This is a genomic window from Paraburkholderia lacunae, from assembly GCF_003353175.1.
GTDB classification, from domain to species: Bacteria; Pseudomonadota; Gammaproteobacteria; order Burkholderiales; family Burkholderiaceae; genus Paraburkholderia; species Paraburkholderia lacunae.
In genome coordinates, this window is record NZ_QHKS01000007.1 from 122,594 (window position 1) to 142,249 (window position 19,656).

At 63.6% G+C, this 19,656-nt stretch carries 17 protein-coding genes; 4 read left to right on the forward strand and 13 right to left on the reverse strand.

Features of this window, described 5'->3' with window-relative positions:
* Positions 1 to 21: 21 nt before the first annotated feature.
* From DLM46_RS12400 to DLM46_RS12425, 6 genes are all read right to left on the reverse strand, one after another.
* Complete coding sequence (locus DLM46_RS12400; protein WP_115101066.1) at positions 22 to 1,992, reverse strand: type II and III secretion system protein family protein; 1,971 nt, start codon at positions 1,990 to 1,992, stop codon at positions 22 to 24.
* Positions 1,993 to 2,098: 106 nt separating this feature from the next.
* A complete protein-coding gene (gene cpaB, locus DLM46_RS12405) occupies positions 2,099 to 2,944 on the reverse strand; it encodes a Flp pilus assembly protein CpaB (protein WP_115101067.1) in 846 nt (281 codons plus the stop codon).
* Between the two features lie 63 nt (positions 2,945 to 3,007).
* Complete coding sequence (locus tag DLM46_RS12410; protein WP_115101068.1) at positions 3,008 to 4,435, reverse strand: ATP-binding protein; 1,428 nt, start codon at positions 4,433 to 4,435, stop codon at positions 3,008 to 3,010.
* Positions 4,436 to 4,545: 110 nt separating this feature from the next.
* A complete protein-coding gene (locus DLM46_RS12415; protein ID WP_115101069.1) occupies positions 4,546 to 5,094 on the reverse strand; it encodes an A24 family peptidase in 549 nt (182 codons plus the stop codon).
* A 79-nt stretch (positions 5,095 to 5,173) separates the two neighbouring features.
* Complete coding sequence (locus tag DLM46_RS12420; protein WP_115101070.1) at positions 5,174 to 5,362, reverse strand: Flp family type IVb pilin; 189 nt, start codon at positions 5,360 to 5,362, stop codon at positions 5,174 to 5,176.
* A gap of 96 nt (positions 5,363 to 5,458) precedes the next feature.
* On the reverse strand, positions 5,459 to 5,653 hold the full coding sequence (locus DLM46_RS12425; protein WP_115101071.1) for a Flp family type IVb pilin: 195 nt from the start codon (positions 5,651 to 5,653) through the stop codon (positions 5,459 to 5,461).
* 1,781 nt (positions 5,654 to 7,434) lie between these two features.
* Between DLM46_RS12425 and DLM46_RS12430 the strand changes: the two genes are divergently transcribed.
* Positions 7,435 to 8,871, forward strand: a complete 1,437-nt coding sequence (locus tag DLM46_RS12430) for a sigma-54 dependent transcriptional regulator (RefSeq protein ID WP_425273982.1) — start codon at positions 7,435 to 7,437, stop codon at positions 8,869 to 8,871.
* Between the two features lie 48 nt (positions 8,872 to 8,919).
* Here DLM46_RS12430 and DLM46_RS12435 read toward each other — a convergent pair whose 3' ends face one another.
* Positions 8,920 to 9,144, reverse strand: coding sequence for a CDGSH iron-sulfur domain-containing protein (locus DLM46_RS12435; protein WP_115101072.1), 225 nt, complete (start codon positions 9,142 to 9,144; stop codon positions 8,920 to 8,922).
* 176 nt (positions 9,145 to 9,320) lie between these two features.
* Between DLM46_RS12435 and DLM46_RS12440 the strand changes: the two genes are divergently transcribed.
* The gene (locus tag DLM46_RS12440; protein ID WP_115101073.1) at positions 9,321 to 9,695 is read left to right on the forward strand and encodes a DUF2784 domain-containing protein; all 375 of its coding nucleotides are present in this window, start codon (positions 9,321 to 9,323) and stop codon (positions 9,693 to 9,695) included.
* A 167-nt stretch (positions 9,696 to 9,862) separates the two neighbouring features.
* On the opposite strand, the gene DLM46_RS12450 is transcribed toward DLM46_RS12440, so the two are convergent.
* From DLM46_RS12450 to DLM46_RS12460, 3 genes are all read right to left on the reverse strand, one after another.
* A complete protein-coding gene (locus tag DLM46_RS12450; RefSeq protein ID WP_115101074.1) occupies positions 9,863 to 11,605 on the reverse strand; it encodes a tetratricopeptide repeat protein in 1,743 nt (580 codons plus the stop codon).
* A 196-nt stretch (positions 11,606 to 11,801) separates the two neighbouring features.
* Positions 11,802 to 12,539, reverse strand: coding sequence for a BON domain-containing protein (locus DLM46_RS12455; RefSeq protein WP_115101075.1), 738 nt, complete (start codon positions 12,537 to 12,539; stop codon positions 11,802 to 11,804).
* An 83-nt stretch (positions 12,540 to 12,622) separates the two neighbouring features.
* Positions 12,623 to 13,108, reverse strand: a complete 486-nt coding sequence (locus DLM46_RS12460) for an aminoacyl-tRNA deacylase (RefSeq protein WP_115101076.1) — start codon at positions 13,106 to 13,108, stop codon at positions 12,623 to 12,625.
* Between the two features lie 247 nt (positions 13,109 to 13,355).
* On the opposite strand from DLM46_RS12460, the gene fusA reads away from it, so the two are divergent.
* Positions 13,356 to 15,407, forward strand: coding sequence for an elongation factor G (gene fusA / locus DLM46_RS12465; RefSeq protein ID WP_115101077.1), 2,052 nt, complete (start codon positions 13,356 to 13,358; stop codon positions 15,405 to 15,407).
* A 77-nt stretch (positions 15,408 to 15,484) separates the two neighbouring features.
* The gene (locus DLM46_RS12470; RefSeq protein ID WP_115101078.1) at positions 15,485 to 16,261 is read left to right on the forward strand and encodes an SAM hydrolase/SAM-dependent halogenase family protein; all 777 of its coding nucleotides are present in this window, start codon (positions 15,485 to 15,487) and stop codon (positions 16,259 to 16,261) included.
* A gap of 53 nt (positions 16,262 to 16,314) precedes the next feature.
* On the opposite strand, the gene DLM46_RS12475 is transcribed toward DLM46_RS12470, so the two are convergent.
* From DLM46_RS12475 to pdhA, 3 genes are read right to left on the reverse strand one after another with little or no spacing between them, the layout of a single operon-like run.
* Positions 16,315 to 17,436 (reverse strand): dihydrolipoamide acetyltransferase family protein, encoded by a 1,122-nt coding sequence (locus DLM46_RS12475; RefSeq protein WP_115101079.1) that lies wholly within the window; start codon positions 17,434 to 17,436, stop codon positions 16,315 to 16,317.
* A gap of 4 nt (positions 17,437 to 17,440) precedes the next feature.
* Positions 17,441 to 18,421 carry an alpha-ketoacid dehydrogenase subunit beta gene (locus DLM46_RS12480; protein ID WP_115101080.1) on the reverse strand — a complete coding sequence of 327 codons (981 nt, stop codon included), beginning with the start codon at positions 18,419 to 18,421 and terminating at the stop codon, positions 17,441 to 17,443.
* Complete coding sequence (gene pdhA, locus DLM46_RS12485; protein ID WP_115101081.1) at positions 18,414 to 19,502, reverse strand: pyruvate dehydrogenase (acetyl-transferring) E1 component subunit alpha; 1,089 nt, start codon at positions 19,500 to 19,502, stop codon at positions 18,414 to 18,416. The genes DLM46_RS12480 and pdhA overlap by 8 nt, the downstream gene beginning before the upstream one ends.
* Between the last annotated feature and the right edge of the window lie 154 nt (positions 19,503 to 19,656).

Genomic DNA, 19,656 nt, shown 5'->3' on the forward strand with positions numbered 1-19,656 from the left:
AGAGTCTCCTTGACGATGGCATCAGTGTTCGGCGGCCTGGCTGGCCACAGCGGTCTTTGTGACCTGCTGCGGCTTGTGGCCCTGCATGCTTGCGGCGGCGATCCGGGCGGCAGCGCTTTCGATGCGCGCGGCGCGCTCGGCTTCACGGTCGGCGGCCGATTGCGCTGCTGCCGTTGTTGCTGGCGATGTCGCCGATGTCGCTGCTGTTGACGGCGCCGCTTCCGACGTCGGGCCCGGCACCGCGGCCTGCGGTTCAGGACGCGGCAACGCTGTCGCAACGGGTGCGGCGGGCGTCTGCGGCGCCGGTGCGGGCAAGGGCTGCGGTGACGGCGGGCTCACCGAAGCAGGGGCTGGCATCGGCGAAGCGGCCGGGGCAGCCTCGGCAGGCGCGGCACGCATTTTCGGGTGACGGCCTTCCATGTTGCCGGTCGCGTAGACGTCAGCCTCGTTCGGCTGCGAGAAGCTGTCCGTGGGCAGTGGCAGGTCCGCGGTTTGCAGCGGCTTGACGAGATGCGGCGTGATGATGAACACGAGTTCCGTCAGGTCCTGCTGGAACGACGTGCTGCGCGCCAGCGCACCGAGCACCGGCACTTCGCCAATGCCGGGAATGGCTTTCAGCGCGCCGGTGACGTTGCTCTTCATCAGTCCGCCGATCGCAAACGACTCGCCGTCGCTCATCTGGACGACGGTGGACGCGCGACGGGTCGTGATGAGCGGCAGGATCGACACACCGCTCACGTTGGACGCGCTAAGCGTGACGCCAGTCGGCGACAGCTCGGACACCTCGGGTGCAACCTTCAGGCTGATATGGCCGTTGGATAGCACGGTCGGCGTGAACTTCAGGCCGACGCCGAATTCCTCTTCCTGGAGCGTGATGCTCGTCACGCCGGTGCCGCTGCTCTGCGGTACCGGAATGAAGATCTTGCCGCCGGCGAGGAAGGTGGCCTCCTGGCCGCTGATTGCGACGAGGTTCGGCTCGGCGAGGATCTTGACGAGGTCGTCTGTCTTCTGCGCATCGATGGCGAACTTTAACGGGCGGTTGTTCGCCTTGCTGCCCGTAATGGCGCTTGTTACGCCGGCCAGCAGATTGCTCACGAGCGCCCCGCTCCATGAGCCGAAGCCGCCCTGAATGTTGAGCGCCGCGCCCATCTGGTTGATGAGCGTCTTCGACACCTCGGCGACCTTGACTTCGAGCATCACCTGCTGGGGCGCGTCGACCGTCATCATGTTGATCACTGCGGCCGACTTGCTGGTGCTCGAACTCTGCTGGTTTACAGGCATGCCACCCAAGCTCCCGGACCCAGCCTGCGATTGCTGGGTGGGCTGTGCGTCCGCGTAGGCCCTGGCGATCTCCATCGCCTGCTGGGCAGCAGGCGAACTCGATACATGCCCCCCGAGCACCAGGTTGCCTGCTGCGGTCGATACCCGGATGTCGCGCTCATTAGGCAGCAGCTGCCCAAGCGATTGCTGCACGCCATTGGCGTCGACGTTGACGATCACGTCGATCATCTGGCATGCGCCGCTGCGTCCCTGCACGATCATGTTGGTCGTGCCGACCGCCATGCCGACGAGATAAAGCGTGCGCGGCCCCACCAGTGTGGCCTGCACGATCGTCGGATTGCCGAGCGTGCGGTTGCGTGCTGGTTCGGCGAGAGGCACGAGCGTCGACTTGCCGACCGGCACGATGACATTGGTTTCATCATGGATCTCGCCGGTGCAGTTCGGGCCGCGAAGCGGCGCGGCGGCAGCAGCGGCGGCAGCAGCGCCGGCCGGCATCGGCGCCATGCTGACCATCATCGGCATCGGTGAGCGGCCGGCCGGCAACGGCGCATTCGGCCTGGCCTTAGCGAGCGCCGGAACTTCGGCCGCTTCCTGCGCTGCGCCGCTTTGCGCGACAAGCAATCCGGTGCACAGCGCCGAGGCGAGCACGACGCCGCCGAGCGAGCGGCTACGCATCGCGCCGCCGGATGAGAACCCCTGTTTCGTCTTCATTTTTTCATGCCCCCGTTACCCGATATCGGTCAATCGAGACTTCCGTTCTTTGTCTTCGTGGTGTCCGCTGCAGCGGTCCGTCATCGCAGATACCACCGAGTCCAACCTAGAAACATTCGACACTGCCTAACACGCCCGACAGCACGCCGACGCAGTCGCGCTTCGCCGCAGGTCGTGCCGCGTAGTGCACGCGTGCCGGACGCGCAGGTAAAGCAGCAGGCGCCGAGGCCGGCACGGCTGGCGTGCCGAGCAGCGTGACCTTCGTGGCACCGACGGTAGGCAGCGTCGCGGTATCCACCTGGTTGCGCAGCACGAGTGACAGCGTGCCGACACTGCGCGCGAGGTCGAGTTTTTCCGCCTGCTCAGGCGTGACTTCGAGCGTGACCGCGTTGACGACTTTCGGTTTTGTTTCGTCGCGGCCCACTTCCTGCGCGACAGCCAGCACCAGAATTTTTTCCAGAACGATCTTGGAGATGCTTTCGTCGTTGCCCGATTTGTTCGTGCTGCTTTTGTCTTGCTGCGTGCTGACGATGATGTCGACATAGTTGCCCGGCAGAGCGAAGCCAGCCACGCCGATCACATCATTGACGCGTACTGTGATTGCGCGGCGACCTTCTTCGATCACCGCCGATAGCCCGCCCTGCGTGCCGACCGGCGTTAGCTTGCCGTCCAGAATCGGTTCGCCGCGCAGCGCGCTGTTTTTCATCACACGCCCGTCGAGTTTCTGCACATCGGTGAAGGCGCCGGCCGGTATGCTGCCCGCCGGCCAGTCGACCATCTTGATGAATTCAGGGTTAAGGCGTTGCCCGAGATTGAGGTCAAGGGCGGCGACCGCGACTTTGGTCGTCATCCCCGACGATCGATCCATCAGCCAGCGCGACGCCATCGCGACCGCACCGAGCCCCGCCACTGCAGCGACCAGCAACATCACCAACGCACGTACGTTCTTCATGATGAATCTCCCTGATGCCTGACCTGTTTCCTGACTAGAATTTCCGGCCGCTTATCCGGTCAATTAACCGGCCGCGAATTTTTTTGCTGCCCACTCCGCGCTGCCCTGCTGCTGTGGCGGCGGGTTGTCGTGTTCGCCGACCACCGCGAAGTAACTGTTCCAGGCGCGCAGCAGGTTCGGCCCGTCTGCTACGGCTGGCTGTTCGAGGTATCGCGCGTTGGCCAGCACGATGCGCAGCAGATCACCCGGATAACACGCCAGCAGTGGCCGGCCGGACGACATATGCAAGTGATGGACGAGGTACTCGAAGGCGTCGTCGTCCGATGCCACGCCGAGTTCTTCACTGCGCCGCTCGTACACGGCGCGATACTCGACGACATCGAGCGGGCCGACATACAGCTTGCAGCCGAGACGCCGGAAGAACGCCTCGTCGCCAAGGTCCGATGGTGCGAAATTGCTCGAAAACGCGACCCAGACATCGAAGGGCAGCGAAAAGCGCGTACCGGTATGCAGTGTGAGCATGTCGCGTCCACGATCGAACGGCACGATCCAGCGGTTGAGCAGATCAGCCGGCGCCACGCGCTGGCGTCCCAGGTCGTCGACAACGTACAGGCCGCCGTTGGCCTTCACATGCGGTGGCGCCTGGTAAAAGCCGCTGGCCGCGTCGTAGCGCAGTTCGAGCATGTCGAGCGTCAGCTCGCCGCCGGAGAGCACGGTAGGTCGCCGGCAAATCTGCCAGCGGGCATCCGGGGGCGCGCTCAACGCGCTGTCGGGCGTTGCCGTGTCGCAGAGTTCGTGGATCAGCGGGTCGAAAATCTGGATGACTTCGTTTTCAACCACGATTGCGTACGGCACGGCCACCCGGCCCGGCAGCAGCCTTCCCAATCGTTCGGCTAACGAAGTTTTGCCGCTGCCCGGCGGGCCGAAGAAGATCACCGGCTTGCCGCTGTTTACTGCGCCGCCAATCTCGTCGAGCAGCGCTGCCTTGATCGTCAGACCGGCAAAGGCAGCCCGCATGCCGGCGCGGGTGGCCTGCATCTGCCGCACCGATTGCTGCTGCAGCACGGCTTCGTATGTGGCGAGCGCCACTGGCGCCGGGCCGACGTAGCGGCAATGGGCCATGAACTCGGCTGCGCGCTGACGCCCGTTATCGGTCAACTGAAGGTCGACGTCCATATCGCTGGCGCCGCGCCGCACGATCTCCAGCACCCGTTCGCGCACCGCGAAGGCCACCACGCTGTCGAGCACGTTGACGCCCAGCTTCAGGCGCTGCACCAGTTGAGACAGCGACACCTTGCCCAGCAGGAAGGCAGTCTTGGCCACCAGTTCAAGCAGAAAATTTTGATCCAGGCCGGTATCGGCGATCGTGCGTGGCGCACGCGCCAGCAGATGCGTTTCTGCGCCGCCGCCGTTGAGGCGAGCCCGGCTGGCATCCTGCAGGCGACTGATGTCGGCCGGCGCGCCCGGCGCCGTTTTCAATTTGTCGGTCATGTTATTTCCCCGGTTATCCCGTGCCGCGCACGAGCCCTGCTGTGCTTGTTGCTTCCTTCCCCTTCTACGAGGGTTTTTCCGTCATGGTTGGACGCTTGACCGCTTCGCCATCAGAGCGCGCTCACTCTCGCCTGGAGAAACATCACACCCATCGTGCCGAGGGCAATCGCGACGCCGTATGGCAGCGACCCTACCGAGGCGAACGTAGCGCCTTCGCCTCGCGCTTCCTTGTTGCCTAACTGCGCGGTGCCCGCCAGCAGGATCGCCAACATGTTCGCGCCGGTGGTCTTCACTGCACGCTTGAGTACGATCGCCGCCAGCGCCCATACGCCGCCTAGCAGACATGTCACCAGCACAATCTCCAGCGCTATGTCTGGACCGACGAACGCGCCGACCGCCGCCATCAGTTTCACGTCGCCCGCGCCCATCGCGCGCAGCAGGTACAACGGCAAGAACAGGCTTCCCCCGGTGAGCATGCCGAGCACCCAGCGGCTGCCACCTTCACCTGCCCCATGCAGGCGCCACTGCACTACCAGCGCCAGCATCAGCCCCGTCAACACAAGCCAGTTCGGAATGCGCCGCGCATGTAGATCCGATCCTGCGGCCACCACTACCAGTCCCAACAGGCACACACCGACCGGAAATTCGAAGGCGTTCATGGAGTTCCCCGTTTTCGTTTCGCCATGGCAAAACAAGAAGCTGACCCAAAGAAAAAAAGGCCAGCGCTCCTTTCAATTTTTAAGGCACTGTGATGTTGCCAAACCAGGTACCAATGTTGTTGAAAAAGGTATTGAGATTCGTGCCGAGGGCTGTAGCGCCCCCGATGATCGCGACCGCCACCAGCGCGGCGAGCAGGCCGTACTCGATTGCCGTCACGCCTTCTTCTTCGCGCAAGACATTGCGAATCAGATCAAGAGTCTTTTGCATCTGAGCCCCCGAAAGAGTCCTTTCCTCAAACACACTTCGCCGGTACGACGCAAGGAGCTGCCCCGAAACAGACACGGGCAGCTCCTTTGCCGTCCGCTATGCTGCTGCGGTGGCTGCGGTTCCCATTCTGGTGCCGAGGTTGTCGAACAGGTTGTTGAGGTTCGTGCCGAGAAGTCCTGCTCCGGTAATAATGGCGACCGCCACCAGTGCAGCCAGCAGACCATATTCAATCGCCGTCACACCATCCTCTTCGCGGGCGAAATCACGGATCAGGTTGAGAGTCTTTTGCATTTGAAGCTCCTTGAAAAGAAGAAGTTTTTAGTACACCCAAACATGCCCGCTGCGGGACCGAGCAATCATCAAAGGCTGCTGACTGCGCAGCCGGAATTGGCCTGGCTCACCGGTTCGGTACTGGAGCACATCGTTTCGGCATCGTGTGCTCCAGCCGTTCCCCCTCCCCAACGCCACCACTGCGGAAACCTCGATAACCGTCGATGTCAGTGATCGCTGTTTCCCGCCGTCGGCAATACCGCCCATGAAGGTTGGTTATGTGCCGAAGCTTTCTGGCGCCGCGGAATTGATACCCCCGTCAGCAGTTCTACGGCGCCTGAAACCGCGGCGCCCTGTACTGCTCAAGCAGCGCGCCACCGTTGCGAGACATTTAGCGAAAAGAATGCCAGCCCGTCGAAAGGCTTGATGGCATTGAATGTTTCGCACAAGCAAAAGACCCGGAGCGCTGGCGACGTCCGGAATGTCTCAGTTTTGATTAGCCTTTGGCGAAGTCGACCCAAATAGCCGGGAAAAATGCTTCACCGCCACGTACGAAAGATGGCTGGGACCGGGGGGCACGTGTTGTTGCGATCAGCGCTACGTCTGCGCGAATGAGCCCTGCCCGCCTCGCCACGCTAACCGCTTGTTTTTTCGAAGAAAAACGGACTAACCCGCCGCCAGAAAAGGTAAAGAGTCCAGGGTCTGCGATACGGCGACGGCTCGCCGAATAATTGTTTGCTCATGCGAAGAATGTTCGCTCGAACACGGAGCCGAACTATTTTGGTAAGGAGATACACGGATGACGCGCAGTGCCGGCACTGATCCGGCTACCCAAAGGAAACTGGCAGGTTGTTACAACGCCGAAACGTCAGTTGCATCTTTGGTTCTCACGGCGCTTGAAATTTGCAGAAGCGGTGAATACCTCCTCGTGTGTCGTGATGCCGCTCGCTCGAGTTCGAATGCAACGGCAGCGTCTGAGTGCACGGCGGCCGTAGCTTCGACCGTTTTAGTCGACGGAAACTGCAACCGACGTGGGCTTTTCGGTCTGACCGCGTACAGCCCTCGATGAATGACTGTTCCTGTTTAAGGTCGATACCCCGAGTCGACTCTGATCGGGCTGCCGCTCCCCTGCGAAGAATGCCAATAAACCGGCTGGGCGCAAAAGACGCGGTGTTCGTTCGTTTCCAGACAAACGGTCTGACGCGCTTCCTTTAGACTCCCGAAAAACTCCGTCGCTGGCGCAATCAAATACGGAAACGACCCAATACGGGGAAGACTTCATGGGCCGCAACACGCATTGGCTAAATCGGGAACGCCTGACAATTTATCCGCCAAGCCGGCACCGAACGACGAACAGAACAGACCATGCAACCCTGCCGCAAGCCAGGGCGGCCTGACGAAATCGACCTCCCCAACTTTTGCACGCCCTCTGGGACATCAGCCGGCTCGCGACGTCGCTTGCCATACCGCACGAGGTGCTCACGGCGTGACGCGACACTTCTGATGCGTCGCGCAGGACGGCGGCATCGCGTACGTCGGTCACGAGCCGTGCTCCGATTCACGATTCGCCGGGGAAAGTACCGATACAGCCGCGGGCGAATCGTGACGCTATCCTCGTATAGGCGTTCCGCAAGCCCAGCTAGGACGGCCACATCGATATTGTTTTTTTTGTAGCACCAGCAGCGAGTAGCATCGAAGCACCAAACGTCGTCGCGCAGCCGATTTTCAGGCGTGCAACAACGTAACAAGAAAGGGGGAACATCGTGCCAAAATCACCAGACCGTTTTCGAACGACCTCTTGCGTGACGGCCGATCCAGTGCAGTCCGCGCACTCCGCGCCCCAACGCCGGCCGGACACGCAGCACCGTCTGATTTGCGTTGCCCGCGCACCGAGCGACGTGCTCCTGACGAATATGCGCCTCGCCGGCTGGGAGGTGACGGTGGCGAAAACCGCTGCCGGTGCGCAAGCCGCGACCGGAAAAACCGGCGTCGCAGCGGGTCTCATCGATTTCGACGGCTTCGCGCCACGCGACTATGCGGCCCTCAAGGAGTGCCTGAGCCAACCGGCCGTCGGCTGGGTGGCGGTCTCGGCTGAAGGCCGCACGGCAAGCCGCGTAGAGCGCGAACTGATTCGCAATTATTGTTTCGACTACATTACGCTGCCGCTGCAGTATGAATGGATCTCCCAAGTGCTCGGGCATGCTCGAGGCATGGCGGAGCTGGACTATTTCGATCCTGCCGCCGAAGCCACCTGTCCGGGCAACCACGAGATGATCGGCACCTGCGACGCGATGCAGCAGCTGTTCGGCACAATCCGCAAGGTCGCCAACACCAACGCCGGCGTGTTCATTTCCGGGGAATCGGGCACCGGCAAAGAACTCACTGCTCGCGCGATCCACGAGCGCTCGCCGCGACGTAAAGCGCCGTTCATTGCGATCAACTGCGGCGCGATTCCCCAGCATCTTCTTCAGTCGGAACTGTTCGGCTACGAACGCGGCGCGTTCACCGGTGCGGACCAGCGCAAGATCGGCCGCATCGAATCGGCGAACGGCGGCACCCTGTTTCTCGACGAGATCGGCGACATGCCGCTCGAAGCGCAGGCGAGCCTGTTGCGCTTCCTGCAGGAGGGCAAGATCGAGCGGCTCGGCAGCCACGAATCGATTCCTGTCGACATACGCGTGATTTCGGCGACCCACGTCGACCTCGAAGCCGCCATGCTCGACGGACGCTTCCGCGCCGATCTGTTCCACCGTCTGTGCGTGCTGCGTGTCGACGAGCCGCCGCTGCGCGCACGCGGCAAAGACATCGAGATACTCGCGCATCACGTCCTGCAGAAGTACAAGTCCGAAAGCACGCGCAAGATTCGCGGCTTCACGCCCTCGGCGATCGCCGCCATGTGCAACCACCCGTGGCCCGGCAATGTGCGCGAGTTGAACAATCGCGTGCGCCGCGCACTCGTGATGGCTGAAGGCAGGCTGCTGACACCCCATGATCTCGACCTCGAATCGCCCGCCGACAAGGAAACAATGACGCTCGACCTCGTACGCGAAGAGGCCGAGCGCAGCGCGATCGAAACCGCGTTGCGGCGGCACGATTACCGGATGGGCGAGACGGCGGCGGCGCTCGGAATCTCGCGTGTCACACTGTATCGGCTGATGGTCGCGTACGGCATGCGCAACGTCAAAGATATGACCGTGGACGATACGGAAGATCGACTGGATGGGGATCCGTCCGTCTGATCGGCGACTTTGCGGCTTTGTCGAAACTCGTCTGCCGCAACGAATGCATCAGGGCGCCTCTCCTTCCTCCGGCTTTTCGTCGAGATTGCTCCTGAACTCGCTCTTCTTATGTGAGCCGTCGCAGAACGGCTTGTTGTTCGAGTGTCCACATCGACATAGCCAGACTTCGTCCTTCTCTACATCGATATTTTTCCCGCCTTGGGTGGTAATCTTGAAGTCGCCCTTGATGTGGTAAGGGCCGTCATTCCGGGGGGTGATAATTGCATCTGCCATTTGCGCCTCCTATCGTCGTGCATCGCGCGGTCCCGCACATGTCGGGGACACACGATGCGGCAACCTGAGTACAGGTCGAATTTCAGTCTATATCCGATACCGCGCCAAGGTGCGGCGCGCATCGCGGCATCGCACAAAAACCAGTCTAAATTTGCCGTGAATGGTGTGAGGACATCATGATCCTGTTCGCCGATGCGGTGCTCGTCGTGCACGCACTGATCGCGCTGTTTATCGTGGGCGGACTCGCTGCCATCTGGGTCGGCTCGGCCCTCGGTTGGGATTGGGTGCGCCATCGGCTGTTCCGGCTCGCTCATCTGTTCGCGATCGGCCTGGTGTCGGCCTTGTCCGTGCTGGGCGTAGCCTGCCCTTTGACCGTGCTGGAAGACTGGCTGCGAAATGACTCGGTTGGAGCGCAAGGCTTCATCCAGCGCTGGGTGAGCCGCCTACTCTATTTCGAAGCGCCGGTCTGGGTATTTACGCTCGCTTATGTGGTGTTCGCTTTGGCGGTACTGCTGACCTGGCTCCGGGTGCCGCCTCGGCGACGCACCTGATGCACCTGATGCACCTGATGCACCTGATGCACCTGATGCACTTGAAGCACCTGATGCACTTGAAGCACCTGATGCACCAGACGCACCTGATGCACTCAACGCACCCAACGCACCCAACGCACCCAACGCACCCAACGCACCAACGCAAAGGCCATTTGCCGTGCGATCTACGGCGCGTCCGTTGTGTCGAGAAGACGGGCTGCTTCACGTCGGGTCTCGTCGGCCTCGCGCGATCGCCGGGTCTGGCTGAAGAGCGCGCTCAGGTTGCCAAGTGTCCGCGCTTCATCCTGACGGTAGGCCGCGCGATTATCTCGCGACAGGGTCCGGTAAAGGTCCAGCGCGTGCCGGTAGGCGTCTTCCGCCTCGCGTGGTCGGCCGCTGTGACTGAAAAGGACACCTAGATTGTTCAGCGTCCGCGCTTCGTCCGGCTGGTAGGCAGCCGGGTCTTCCTGCACGAGCGGACGATAGATTTGCAACGCATCCTGATAAGCCTGCTGTGCATCCTTCGGCCGTTGCGTGGCGCGATAGAGCGCGCCGAGATTGGTCAGCGTGCGCGCCACGTCGGGCCGATACAGTGCCGGACTCTCCCGGGCCAGCTGCCGCCGGATCGTGAGCGCTTCCTTGTACGCATGCTCTGCCTGCTGCAGTCGCTGCATGGCGCTATACAGGTTGCCGAGATTGTTGAGCGTACGCGCGAGTGCCGGGCGATAGGCCGCGGGGTTGCTTCGCACGAGAGTTCGCTGAATGTCCAGCGCCTCGCGATACGCCTGCTCCGCATCGCTCGTGCGTTGTGTGGCGTCGTACAGGATGCCGAGATCGTTGAGGGTCGTCGCGATATCAGGCTTGTAGGTCGCGGGATCGCGATGGGCCAATGCACGATCGACGTCCAGCGCTTCGCGGTAGGCATCCGCTGCCTCCCTCAGGCGCTGTGTATCGCGATATAGAGCGCCAAGGTTGTCGAAGGTTTCCGCCACAGCGGGCCCGTAGGCCACCGGGTTCTGTTGCGCCAGTACCCAGTAGATCTCCAGCGCCCGCAGATAGGCGGCCTCCGCCTCCTTTGGCCGTTGCATACCGATGTAAAGGTTGCCGAGCTTGTCGAGCGTGCGCGCAATTTGAGGCTGGTAGGCCGCGGGCTTTTCCTGCGCGAGCCTCTGATAGCGCGACAGCAGCGCGCGGTCAATCGGTTCCGCACGTTCAAACTCGCGTTGCTCCTGCAAAGCGTCGGCCAATGCGGACGCCATGTCGGCGTCTTCCGGTTGCAACGCGTAGGCCTTGTCCAGATACGGCAATGCATTCTGCGGCGCGAAGCGCAGCAGCTCGATTTCGCCAGCCTCATAACAACGCGCCGCCAACATCTGTGCAGTTCCCTGTTGCTGGGCAAGCAGCCCCGTCAGCAGTGTTGACGCGCCATCCAGATCGAAGCGCTCGAGCGCCTCGTCTATCTGCAGTTCAAGCGGATCGGAACTCCGTGCGATCGAGGATCTGCGCAGCAGATCCTCGTAACGGGCAGCCCAGTTCCGGGCTTCGGCCACCCAATCTGCGTCGGGCCGCGCCCTGATTTGCCCGGCGAGGCGCTCGACAAGCGGTTCGACATTGGCGAGCGCGGTATCGGTCCTGCGTCCCATGCGGCCCGATTGCGCATGCACCGCACCCAGTATCGCGTTGACGGCTCTCGCGAGCGTGACCCGCTGCGCACCGGAGAGTCGCGCGCCCTGCACCGCGCGGTTCAGCCCGGTTGTGACGCGGTTGAGCGTCTCGCCGGGCAATCCGCAATCGGCCTGTACCTTGAGGCCGTCCTTGACATCGACCTCGGAGAACGCCGGGGAACACGAACTTCCCGCGTCCGCAGCGAGGCATCCTCCGGACAACACGGCGAGCGCCACGCCCGAAAGAAACTTGCGCGCACTCATGTCCCGTCACGCTCGCCGTTCCATGGAAAACAGCGACATCCGGCAATGCATCCTGCTTCCCTCCCCGCTGCCGACGATCGCGGCAGCGCGCGGAGCAGAGCAGCGGTCCTGCCGAGGGGTGCAGCGAGTCGGCCTGCCCGGCTGCGGAGCAGAGGTCTTACCGGTTGAAGAAGCACTACGCAGGCCTGCAGTCGGATCAGGCCCGCACCTGGATGTGATTGACGACGCCCTCGATGGCATCCAGACACCAGGCGTCCTGTTCCGCCTGACGTTTTTCGGCTTCGGTCGCCACCCAGCCTGCCAGCGTAATCCTGTGGTTTTCCACGTTGATGGTGATCTGCTCGGCGCGCACACGCCGATCGGTTTCGAGCACCAGTTGCAAGACATCGGAAATCTCATCGTCGCCGTCCGCTTCGGCGGGCGCCAGCTCCAGCAGGTTCACCACGTCGCGGCAGCCGCCGACCCACCAGGCAGTCACACTCGCGAGGCGCCTGTGAGACAGGCTGATCACTTGCCCCGTCAGGGTCACGACGCCGTCCTCGACCGTCACCTCGACGACGCCGCTGCCGTCGTTGCCCGCCTCGTCCAGGGTGCCGCGCAGCACTTCGAGCTGGCCCTTGACGCGCGCACATATCACGCAATTGCGGAAATCCACCGCCTGCACCAGCCGGTCGCAAACTCGAGTACGCAGTTCACCGTCGCCGACCGGCGGGTTGACGGCGACACGCAGCCGATCGACCAGACGCTGGCCCTCGCTGTGTACCTGGGTCAACTGAAGAAGGCGTTTCTTGGAAGCGATATCCGGCACCTCGCCCGCCACGGTCAAGGCGCCGCCGTCGAAAGTCATATGAATGGGATGATTCTGGAGCTTCAGGTGTGATTCGCGTTCGAAGGCTGCCATCACCTGCTTCAACACCGTATCGCTGCGTTGCATGGTCTGCCTCGCGCAATGGTTGGGTGGCACAGCGCCCTGTTATGGCGCACTGCACAAGCCTTGCCGTATCAGGCGGGCTCGGCTCAGGTCGGCATACCCTGCATGCGACGGGCGAAGCGTGCCCGCTCGGCTCGATCCATCAGTTCCAGGAATTGATCCGTGCCCATGTGAACCAGCTCCTGATGATCGCCGGCCTCGAAATAGACGTCCGGCTGCTGGGCCAGGCTCTCGTCGAGATAAGTTTGCATGCCGTAGGCCGTACATACCGGCGGAAGCGCCCCGGCGTCGCAATCCTTGAACAGCTCCCGCAGATCGACCTCTTTGGCCAGCAGGAGGTGGCGTCCGGTCTTGGCCCAAAGCTCGGACAGCCGCACGGCGTAGGTGGATGGCAGCACAGCCGCCACATAGCCGTGTTCGTCTTCAAAAAGCACGGTCTTGGCGAGACGGTCGCCGGGAATATGCGCTGCCGCCGCGGTTTCAATGCTGGAGTGGCTGTACGGATGATGCACGATTTCGTACTGGAAGCCCTTGCTGAGCAGGCAGTTCTGGAGAGTTGCAGACATTGACATGACGCACCTCCTCTGAAAGGAAGGAAACGAGGGATTGTTGCGCAAGATTCTTTAAGGATAGTTCGCTTTGGCTCGCCTGTGGAAACCTGGAAAAAGCAGCATGGAAAAGGCAGCATGAGAGGGCAGCATGCGCACGGCAGCGCCGTGGCTGCGCGGACTGACGACGAATGGGACGATCATCCCGTATGGCACACGGGTCCGTTTTCGCCAATAATGGCCCCACATCCACTACTGGACGAGGGCGGCCATGCGCTACAGCCCCGACGCCATCCGCACGATCGCCCTGGTCGGGCATGCCGGATGCGGCAAGACATCGCTTGTCGAAGCCCTGCTGCACCGAGGCGGCGCGCTCCATGCGCCCGGCAGCGTGGAGCGCGGCACCACGGTCTGCGATTTCGACCCGCTCGAGCGCAAATACCACCACTCGCTGAACGCCGCCGTCACCCACCTGCACTACCGGGATACACGTATTTATCTGCTGGATACTCCCGGCTATCCGGACTTTTCCGGGCTGGCCATCAGTGCGCTGCCCGCTGTGGAGACTGCCGCCATCGTCGTCAATGCGCAGACCGGCGTCGAAATGACCACCCGGCGAATGATGGCGTGGGCGCAGGAGCGCAAGCTCTGCAGAATGATCGTCGTGAACGGCATCGATCGCGAAAAGGTCGACCTTCCGGGGCTTCTGACGCAAATCCAGGAGGCCTTCGGCAAGGAATGCCTGCCCATCAACCTGCCGGCACTAAGCGGCCGCCAGGTGGTGGACTGTTTTTTCAACCCTGCCGGCGACGCCGATTTCCTGTCCGTTGCGGCCGCGCACAATGCGCTAGTCGATCAAGTGGTCGAGATCGACCCGGCCTTGATGGAGCTTTACCTGGAGCAAGGCGAAGCCATCAGCCCGGAGCAGCTGCACGAGCCCTTCGAGCGGGCGCTGCGCGAAGGTCATCTGGTGCCGATCTGCTTCACGTCGGCGGCCAACGGGGTCGGCATCGCGGAACTGCTCGACGTGTTCGTCCGGCTGCTGCCCAATCCGCTGGAAGGCAACTCGCCGCTCTTCTACCGCGATGCCGGCGGCCGCCGGGAGGTCGTGCGCGCCGAACCGGTCGCCGACAAGCATGTATTGGCCCATACCTTCAAGATCGTCGTGGACCCCTACATCGGCAAGATGGCCGTGTTTCGCATCCATCAGGGCACGATCAGGCGCGATAGCCAGCTCTATATCGGTGACGCCCGTCAGCCGTTCAAGGTCGCCCATCTAATGATGCTGCAGGGCAAGGAGCACGTGGACGTCCAGCAGGCTGGTCCAGGCGATATCTGCGCCACGGCCAAGGTCGACGAAATCGGCTTCGATGCCGTGCTGCACGACGCCCCCGAGGACGGCAACATCCACCTGACCCCGCTCGACTTTCCCACCCCCATCTACGGTCTGGCGATCGAGCCTGCGCGCCGGGGCAACGAGCAGCGCCTCTGGGAAGTTCTGCAAAAGCTGAGTGCGGAAGACCCGTGCCTGCGCATCGAACACCCGGTCGGCACCAACGAGACGGTGGTGCGAGGCCTGGGCGAGTTGCACCTGCGCCTCGTTCTGGAGCGGCTATCCGAGCAGTACAAGCTCGAGGTCGTCACACGGCCGCCGAAGATCGCCTATCGGGAAACCATCGGCGCCAAGGCCGAAGGGCATCATCGCCACAAGAAGCAAACCGGGGGCGCCGGACAATTCGGCGAAGTCATGCTGCGCGTGGAGCCCTTGCCGCGAGGCGCCGGCTTCGAGTTCGTCGACGCCGTCAAGGGCGGCGCCATCCCGGGCCAGTTCATTCCCGCCGTGGAAAAGGGCATCCAGCAGGTCATCGACAGCGGGCCGCTGGCCGGCTTCCCGATGCAGGACGTGCGCGTCACCGTCTTCGACGGCAAGAGCCATCCCGTCGACTCCAAGGAAGTGGCGTTCGTCTCCGCCGGGCGCAAGGCCTTCATCGACGCGGTGCTGAAAGCCCAACCCGTGCTGCTCGAACCCATCGTCGACATCGAGGTGATCACGCCGGAAGCCGCGATGGGCGATATCATCGGCGACCTGTCCGCCAAGCGCGGGCAGGTTCATGGCACGCGCACGGCCGCCGGCAACGCCGTGGTCGTCGCCGGGCAGGTGCCGTTGTCCGAACTCAACGACTATCAGTCGCGTTTGAACGCCATTGCCGGCGGGGACGGCACGTACAGTATCCAGCTCAGCCACTACGATCCGGTGTCCCCCGCCCAGCAGGAGCGGATGGCCGCGCAGCACAAGAAACAGGGCGACGGCGCGGCGCCGTGAGCCGCCTGCCAGTCGGGCGACCCGATACGCCGGACACAGGCACATAGGACGGCACAGCGTTGGAAGGAGGCTATGCGATGATCGCGCTGTTCACAGACTTCGGGGCCGACGACATCTATGTCGGACAGCTGAAGACCGCCTTGCTGCGGCACGCGGCAGCCGGCACCACCCTCATCGATGTGCTGCACACGGCGCCGAATTACGACCCGCGGGCAAGCGCGCATCTGCTCGCCGCGCTTCGAGGCTGGTATCTGCCGGATACGGTTTTTCTGGCGGTGGTCGATCCCGGCGTAGGCGGCGAGCGCGATGCGGTCGTGCTGCAAGCCGACGCGCAGTGGTTCGTGGGACCGGACAACGGTTTGCTCTCGGTCGTGGCGGCTCGCGCGGCGCATTCCCGAACCTGGCGCATTACATGGCGTCCCGCGATGCTCTCGGCTTCGTTCCATGGCCGCGATCTGTTCGCCCCGGTGGCAGCCTGGCTCAGCCGCGGCGACCTGCTTGCGGACCCGCTTCCCGACAAGCTGGCTGAAAGTGCAGGTTTGCGTGTGCAGCGTGGTGCGGACGATCTGGCCGAAGTCATCTACGTGGATCACTACGGCAATGCGCTGACCGGGCTGCGGGCCGGCACCGTGCCGCGGAGCGCCCGGCTGGACATCGCGTCCAGAGAAGTCGCCTATGCCCGGGTCTTTGCCGATGCACCGGCCGGTCAAGCCTTCTGGTACGAGAACTCGATCGGGCTAGTGGAGATTGCGGTAAGCGGCGGCAGCGCCGCGGCTCAGCTCGGTGTGCGCGTCGGGGATGCAGTTGGACAGCGGCGCTTGCCCCCGGATCCGCGCGAGGAAGGCAACAGCTGAGCCCGCGGAGTCCGCCGTCGCCGCTGCGCGCGTGTCCGATCCTCCAGACGCAGCTACTGTGCCATCTCCAGATCCGCGATCGTCGCGGCAAGAAAACGCGCCGCCTCACCGCCCGTGACGACCCGATGGTCGAATGTCAGACTCAGCGGCAAGATCCGATGCACGGCGGGAACCCCGGCTGCCGCCACGACCTGCTCGTGAATACGCCCGGCGCCGAGAATCGCGACGGTGGGCGGCACCACCACGGGAGCCGCATATTTACCGGCGATCATGCCGAAATTCGACAGCGTGATCGTATTGCCGCGCAGCTCTTCCGGCGGAATCTTGCGTGCCCGGATGTCGGCGCGCATCCGGTCGAGCCCGGCGCGCAGATCCGCCGGGTCGCGCAGCGCGACGTTGCGCAACACCGGGACGAACAGGCCGTCCGGCAGGTCGACGGCGATGCCTAGATCGATCTTCGCGAGCACGTGGCGCCGCCCCGCATGGCCGTCGAACCATGCGTTGAGCTCCGGTTCGGCGCGGCATCCGGCCACCAGCGCGCGGATCAGCCGGATCGTGACATCGGTATGCGGCGGCCACGCATGAATGTCGGCGTCGTCGATGACGGTGGCCGCCGCCACTTCGCTCTGCGCGCGCGCCATGTTCTGCGCCATCGCGCGCCGCACGCCGCGCAGCACTTCGGGCGGCCCGAGTTCGGCGAGGATCTTCGCGACACGCTGCACGTCCGCCGCCGTGATCACACCCTCCGGCCCCGACGGCGTCACCATCGCCAGATCGACATCCAGCTTGCGCGCAAGCGCCCGCGCCGCCGGGATCGCCTTGATCACGGCGGCACCCGCGCCGAGCCCCGCGCCGCCGCCGGGCTCCGCCGGCGCTTCCCGCACCACATGCTGGCCGACCTCCATGTGACCGACCACGGTGCCGGCATCGGCATCGTCGCCCTCTCCTTCGAATGCGACAAGCGGCGCGCCCAGATGCACGACGTCGCCCGGCTGGCCGAACAGCTTCGCGATGCGGCCGGATTGCGGCGACGGAATCTCGACGATCGCTTTCGCCGTTTCGACCGACAGCAGCGGTTGATCCGCGCGAATGTCGTCACCGCTCGTGACATGCCACTCGACGATCTCCGCTTCCTGCAGGCCTTCGCCGAGATCGGGCAGTTTGAAGACTTTCATGGCTTCACGACGCCTCCAGAGTCTGCCTGACCGCGGCAACGATGCGCTCCGTGCCTGGCATGTATTGATTCTCGAGTCTGTACAGCGGCACTACCACGTCATAGCCGGTGACGCGCTGCACCGGCGCGAGCAGCGAATACAGTCCGCGTTCGGCGATGCCGGCGGCAATCTCCGCGCCCACCCCGCCGGTGCGCGAGCCCTCGTGCACGATCACGCAACGTCCGGTTTTCGCCACCGACGCGAGAATCGTGTTCATGTCGAGCGGCTTGAGCGTCGCCACGTCGATCACCTCGGCCATCACGCCCTCCTGCGCGAGCAGATCGGCCGCGGCCTGCACGTCCTGCAATGCGCCTCCCCAACTCACCAGCGTGATGTCCGACCCGGCGCGCAGCGTAAAGCAGGTGTCGAGCGGCAGCGCTTCGCCGTTATCCTCCACAGGCTGTCTGAAGAGCCGGTACAGCCGCGTCGGCTCGAAGAAGATCACCGGGTCCGGGTCGCGGATCGACGCAAGCAGCAAGCCGTACGCACGTGCCGGTGACGACGGCGTCACGACACGCAGTCCGGGTATATGGGTGAACAACGCTTCAGGGCTTTCGGAGTGATGCTCCGGTGCATGAATACCCGCGCCGCACGGCGCACGGATCACAAGCGGGCACGCCAGCCGTCCGCGTGTTCGATGCCGCAAACGCGACGCATGATTCAGGATGTGGTCGATGGCCGGATAGATGAAGCCGCTGAACTGGATCTCCACGACCGGCTTCAGGTCCATCGCCGCCATGCCGATCGCGGTGCCGGCGATCGCGGTTTCGGCCAAAGGCGTATCGATCACCCGCTGCGCGCCGAAGCGGGCCTGTAACCCGACCGTCGCGCGGAACACGCCGCCGTTCACGCCGATATCCTCGCCGAGCAGCACGACGGCCGGGTCGTGCGCCAGTTCGTAGGCGAGCGCCTGATTGAGCGCTTCGACCATGTTGAGGTCAGCCATGGCGGTTCCCCGCAGGAGGCGCGAATCGCTGTGCCATCGCCAGTTGCTCACGCAGCGCCAGCGGCAACGCTTGATACAGGTGATCGAACATGGCGGAGGTGTCCGGCGGCGGTATCGCCAGATACGCGTCGACGGCCTGCTCGACCTGCGCGAGACACGCCTTGCCGAGTTGCTCGTCCTGCGCCTTGTCCCAGACGTTCATGCGCATCAGGTAAGTGCGCAACCGCAGCAACGGTTCGAATTCCCACTGCTTGCTGAGGACTTCGGAGTCGCGATAGCGCGTCGCGTCGTCGGCTGTCGTGTGATCGCCCAGGCGATAGCTGAGCGCTTCGATCAGCGTCGGGCCATCGCCGCGGCGAGCTTTGGCGAGCGCCGCGTGGACCACCTGATGCACCGCGATCACGTCGTTGCCGTCGACCTGCAGCCCGTCGATTCCCGCAGCGATCGCTTTTTGCGCGAGCGTTTGCGCAGCGCTCTGGCGGCTGCGCGGCACCGAGATCGCCCATTGATTGTTATTGACCACGAGGACGAGCGGCGCCTGCCAGACGCCAGCCATGTTCATGGCCTCGTAAAAGTCGCCCTTGGACGTGCCGCCGTCGCCGAATATCGCCACCGCGACACGCGGCTCGTGACGCAACAGGAACGCATAGGCCGCGCCGGCGGCGTGGCATACCTGCGTGCCGATCGGCACACAGTTCGGGAAATCGTCGCGTGGCACGCTGAAGTCGCTGCCGCGTTCGTCGCCGCCCCAATACAGCAGGCTTTCCGTCATCGTGACGCCGCGCAGCAATTGCGCGGCGTGGTCGCGATAGGAGGGAAACAGCACGTCGTCGGACTGCATCGCGCTCGCGACGCCGACGCCGATCGCCTCCTGTCCGACCGACGACGCGAAGGTGCCGAGCTTGCCGGTACGCTGCAGTGCGACCGCCTTCGTGTCGAACGCCCGCGTCAGCATCATCGCGCGATAGAGCGGAATCAGCGCCGCCGGGTCCCGCGCAAACGCAGGCAACGGCTGAGCGGGCTCGCCGTTGGGGCCAAGGTATTGCGTGTAGCCGATATGAAAACTGGCAGCCGTCGTCATGACCGCCCTCCATGTGCATTCAGATATCGTACGCGCGGCGGAGTTCGCACGCACGAGCGCTACCGTACAAACACCGCTGCGCTTGTGCATTCAAACCGCAGCGCGTACCAGCCTGATTCTGGACGATACCGGCGCGCACAGGGGTTCAATGCCT

Bases quoted from the DNA above. Each gene is read 5' to 3' on its own strand.
- DLM46_RS12400 (WP_115101066.1), bottom strand. From the start codon at position 1,992: ATGAAGACGAAACAGGGGTTCTCATCCGGCGGCGCGATGCGTAGCCGC.
- cpaB (WP_115101067.1), bottom strand. From the start codon at position 2,944: ATGAAGAACGTACGTGCGTTGGTGATGTTGCTGGTCGCTGCAGTGGCG.
- DLM46_RS12410 (WP_115101068.1), bottom strand. From the start codon at position 4,435: ATGACCGACAAATTGAAAACGGCGCCGGGCGCGCCGGCCGACATCAGT.
- DLM46_RS12415 (WP_115101069.1), bottom strand. From the start codon at position 5,094: ATGAACGCCTTCGAATTTCCGGTCGGTGTGTGCCTGTTGGGACTGGTA.
- DLM46_RS12420 (WP_115101070.1), bottom strand. From the start codon at position 5,362: ATGCAAAAGACTCTTGATCTGATTCGCAATGTCTTGCGCGAAGAAGAA.
- DLM46_RS12425 (WP_115101071.1), bottom strand. From the start codon at position 5,653: ATGCAAAAGACTCTCAACCTGATCCGTGATTTCGCCCGCGAAGAGGAT.
- DLM46_RS12435 (WP_115101072.1), bottom strand. From the start codon at position 9,144: ATGGCAGATGCAATTATCACCCCCCGGAATGACGGCCCTTACCACATC.
- DLM46_RS12440 (WP_115101073.1), top strand. From the start codon at position 9,321: ATGATCCTGTTCGCCGATGCGGTGCTCGTCGTGCACGCACTGATCGCG.
- DLM46_RS12450 (WP_115101074.1), bottom strand. From the start codon at position 11,605: ATGAGTGCGCGCAAGTTTCTTTCGGGCGTGGCGCTCGCCGTGTTGTCC.
- DLM46_RS12455 (WP_115101075.1), bottom strand. From the start codon at position 12,539: ATGCAACGCAGCGATACGGTGTTGAAGCAGGTGATGGCAGCCTTCGAA.
- DLM46_RS12460 (WP_115101076.1), bottom strand. From the start codon at position 13,108: ATGTCAATGTCTGCAACTCTCCAGAACTGCCTGCTCAGCAAGGGCTTC.
- fusA (WP_115101077.1), top strand. From the start codon at position 13,356: ATGCGCTACAGCCCCGACGCCATCCGCACGATCGCCCTGGTCGGGCAT.
- DLM46_RS12470 (WP_115101078.1), top strand. From the start codon at position 15,485: ATGATCGCGCTGTTCACAGACTTCGGGGCCGACGACATCTATGTCGGA.
- DLM46_RS12475 (WP_115101079.1), bottom strand. From the start codon at position 17,436: ATGAAAGTCTTCAAACTGCCCGATCTCGGCGAAGGCCTGCAGGAAGCG.
- DLM46_RS12480 (WP_115101080.1), bottom strand. From the start codon at position 18,421: ATGGCTGACCTCAACATGGTCGAAGCGCTCAATCAGGCGCTCGCCTAC.
- pdhA (WP_115101081.1), bottom strand. From the start codon at position 19,502: ATGACGACGGCTGCCAGTTTTCATATCGGCTACACGCAATACCTTGGC.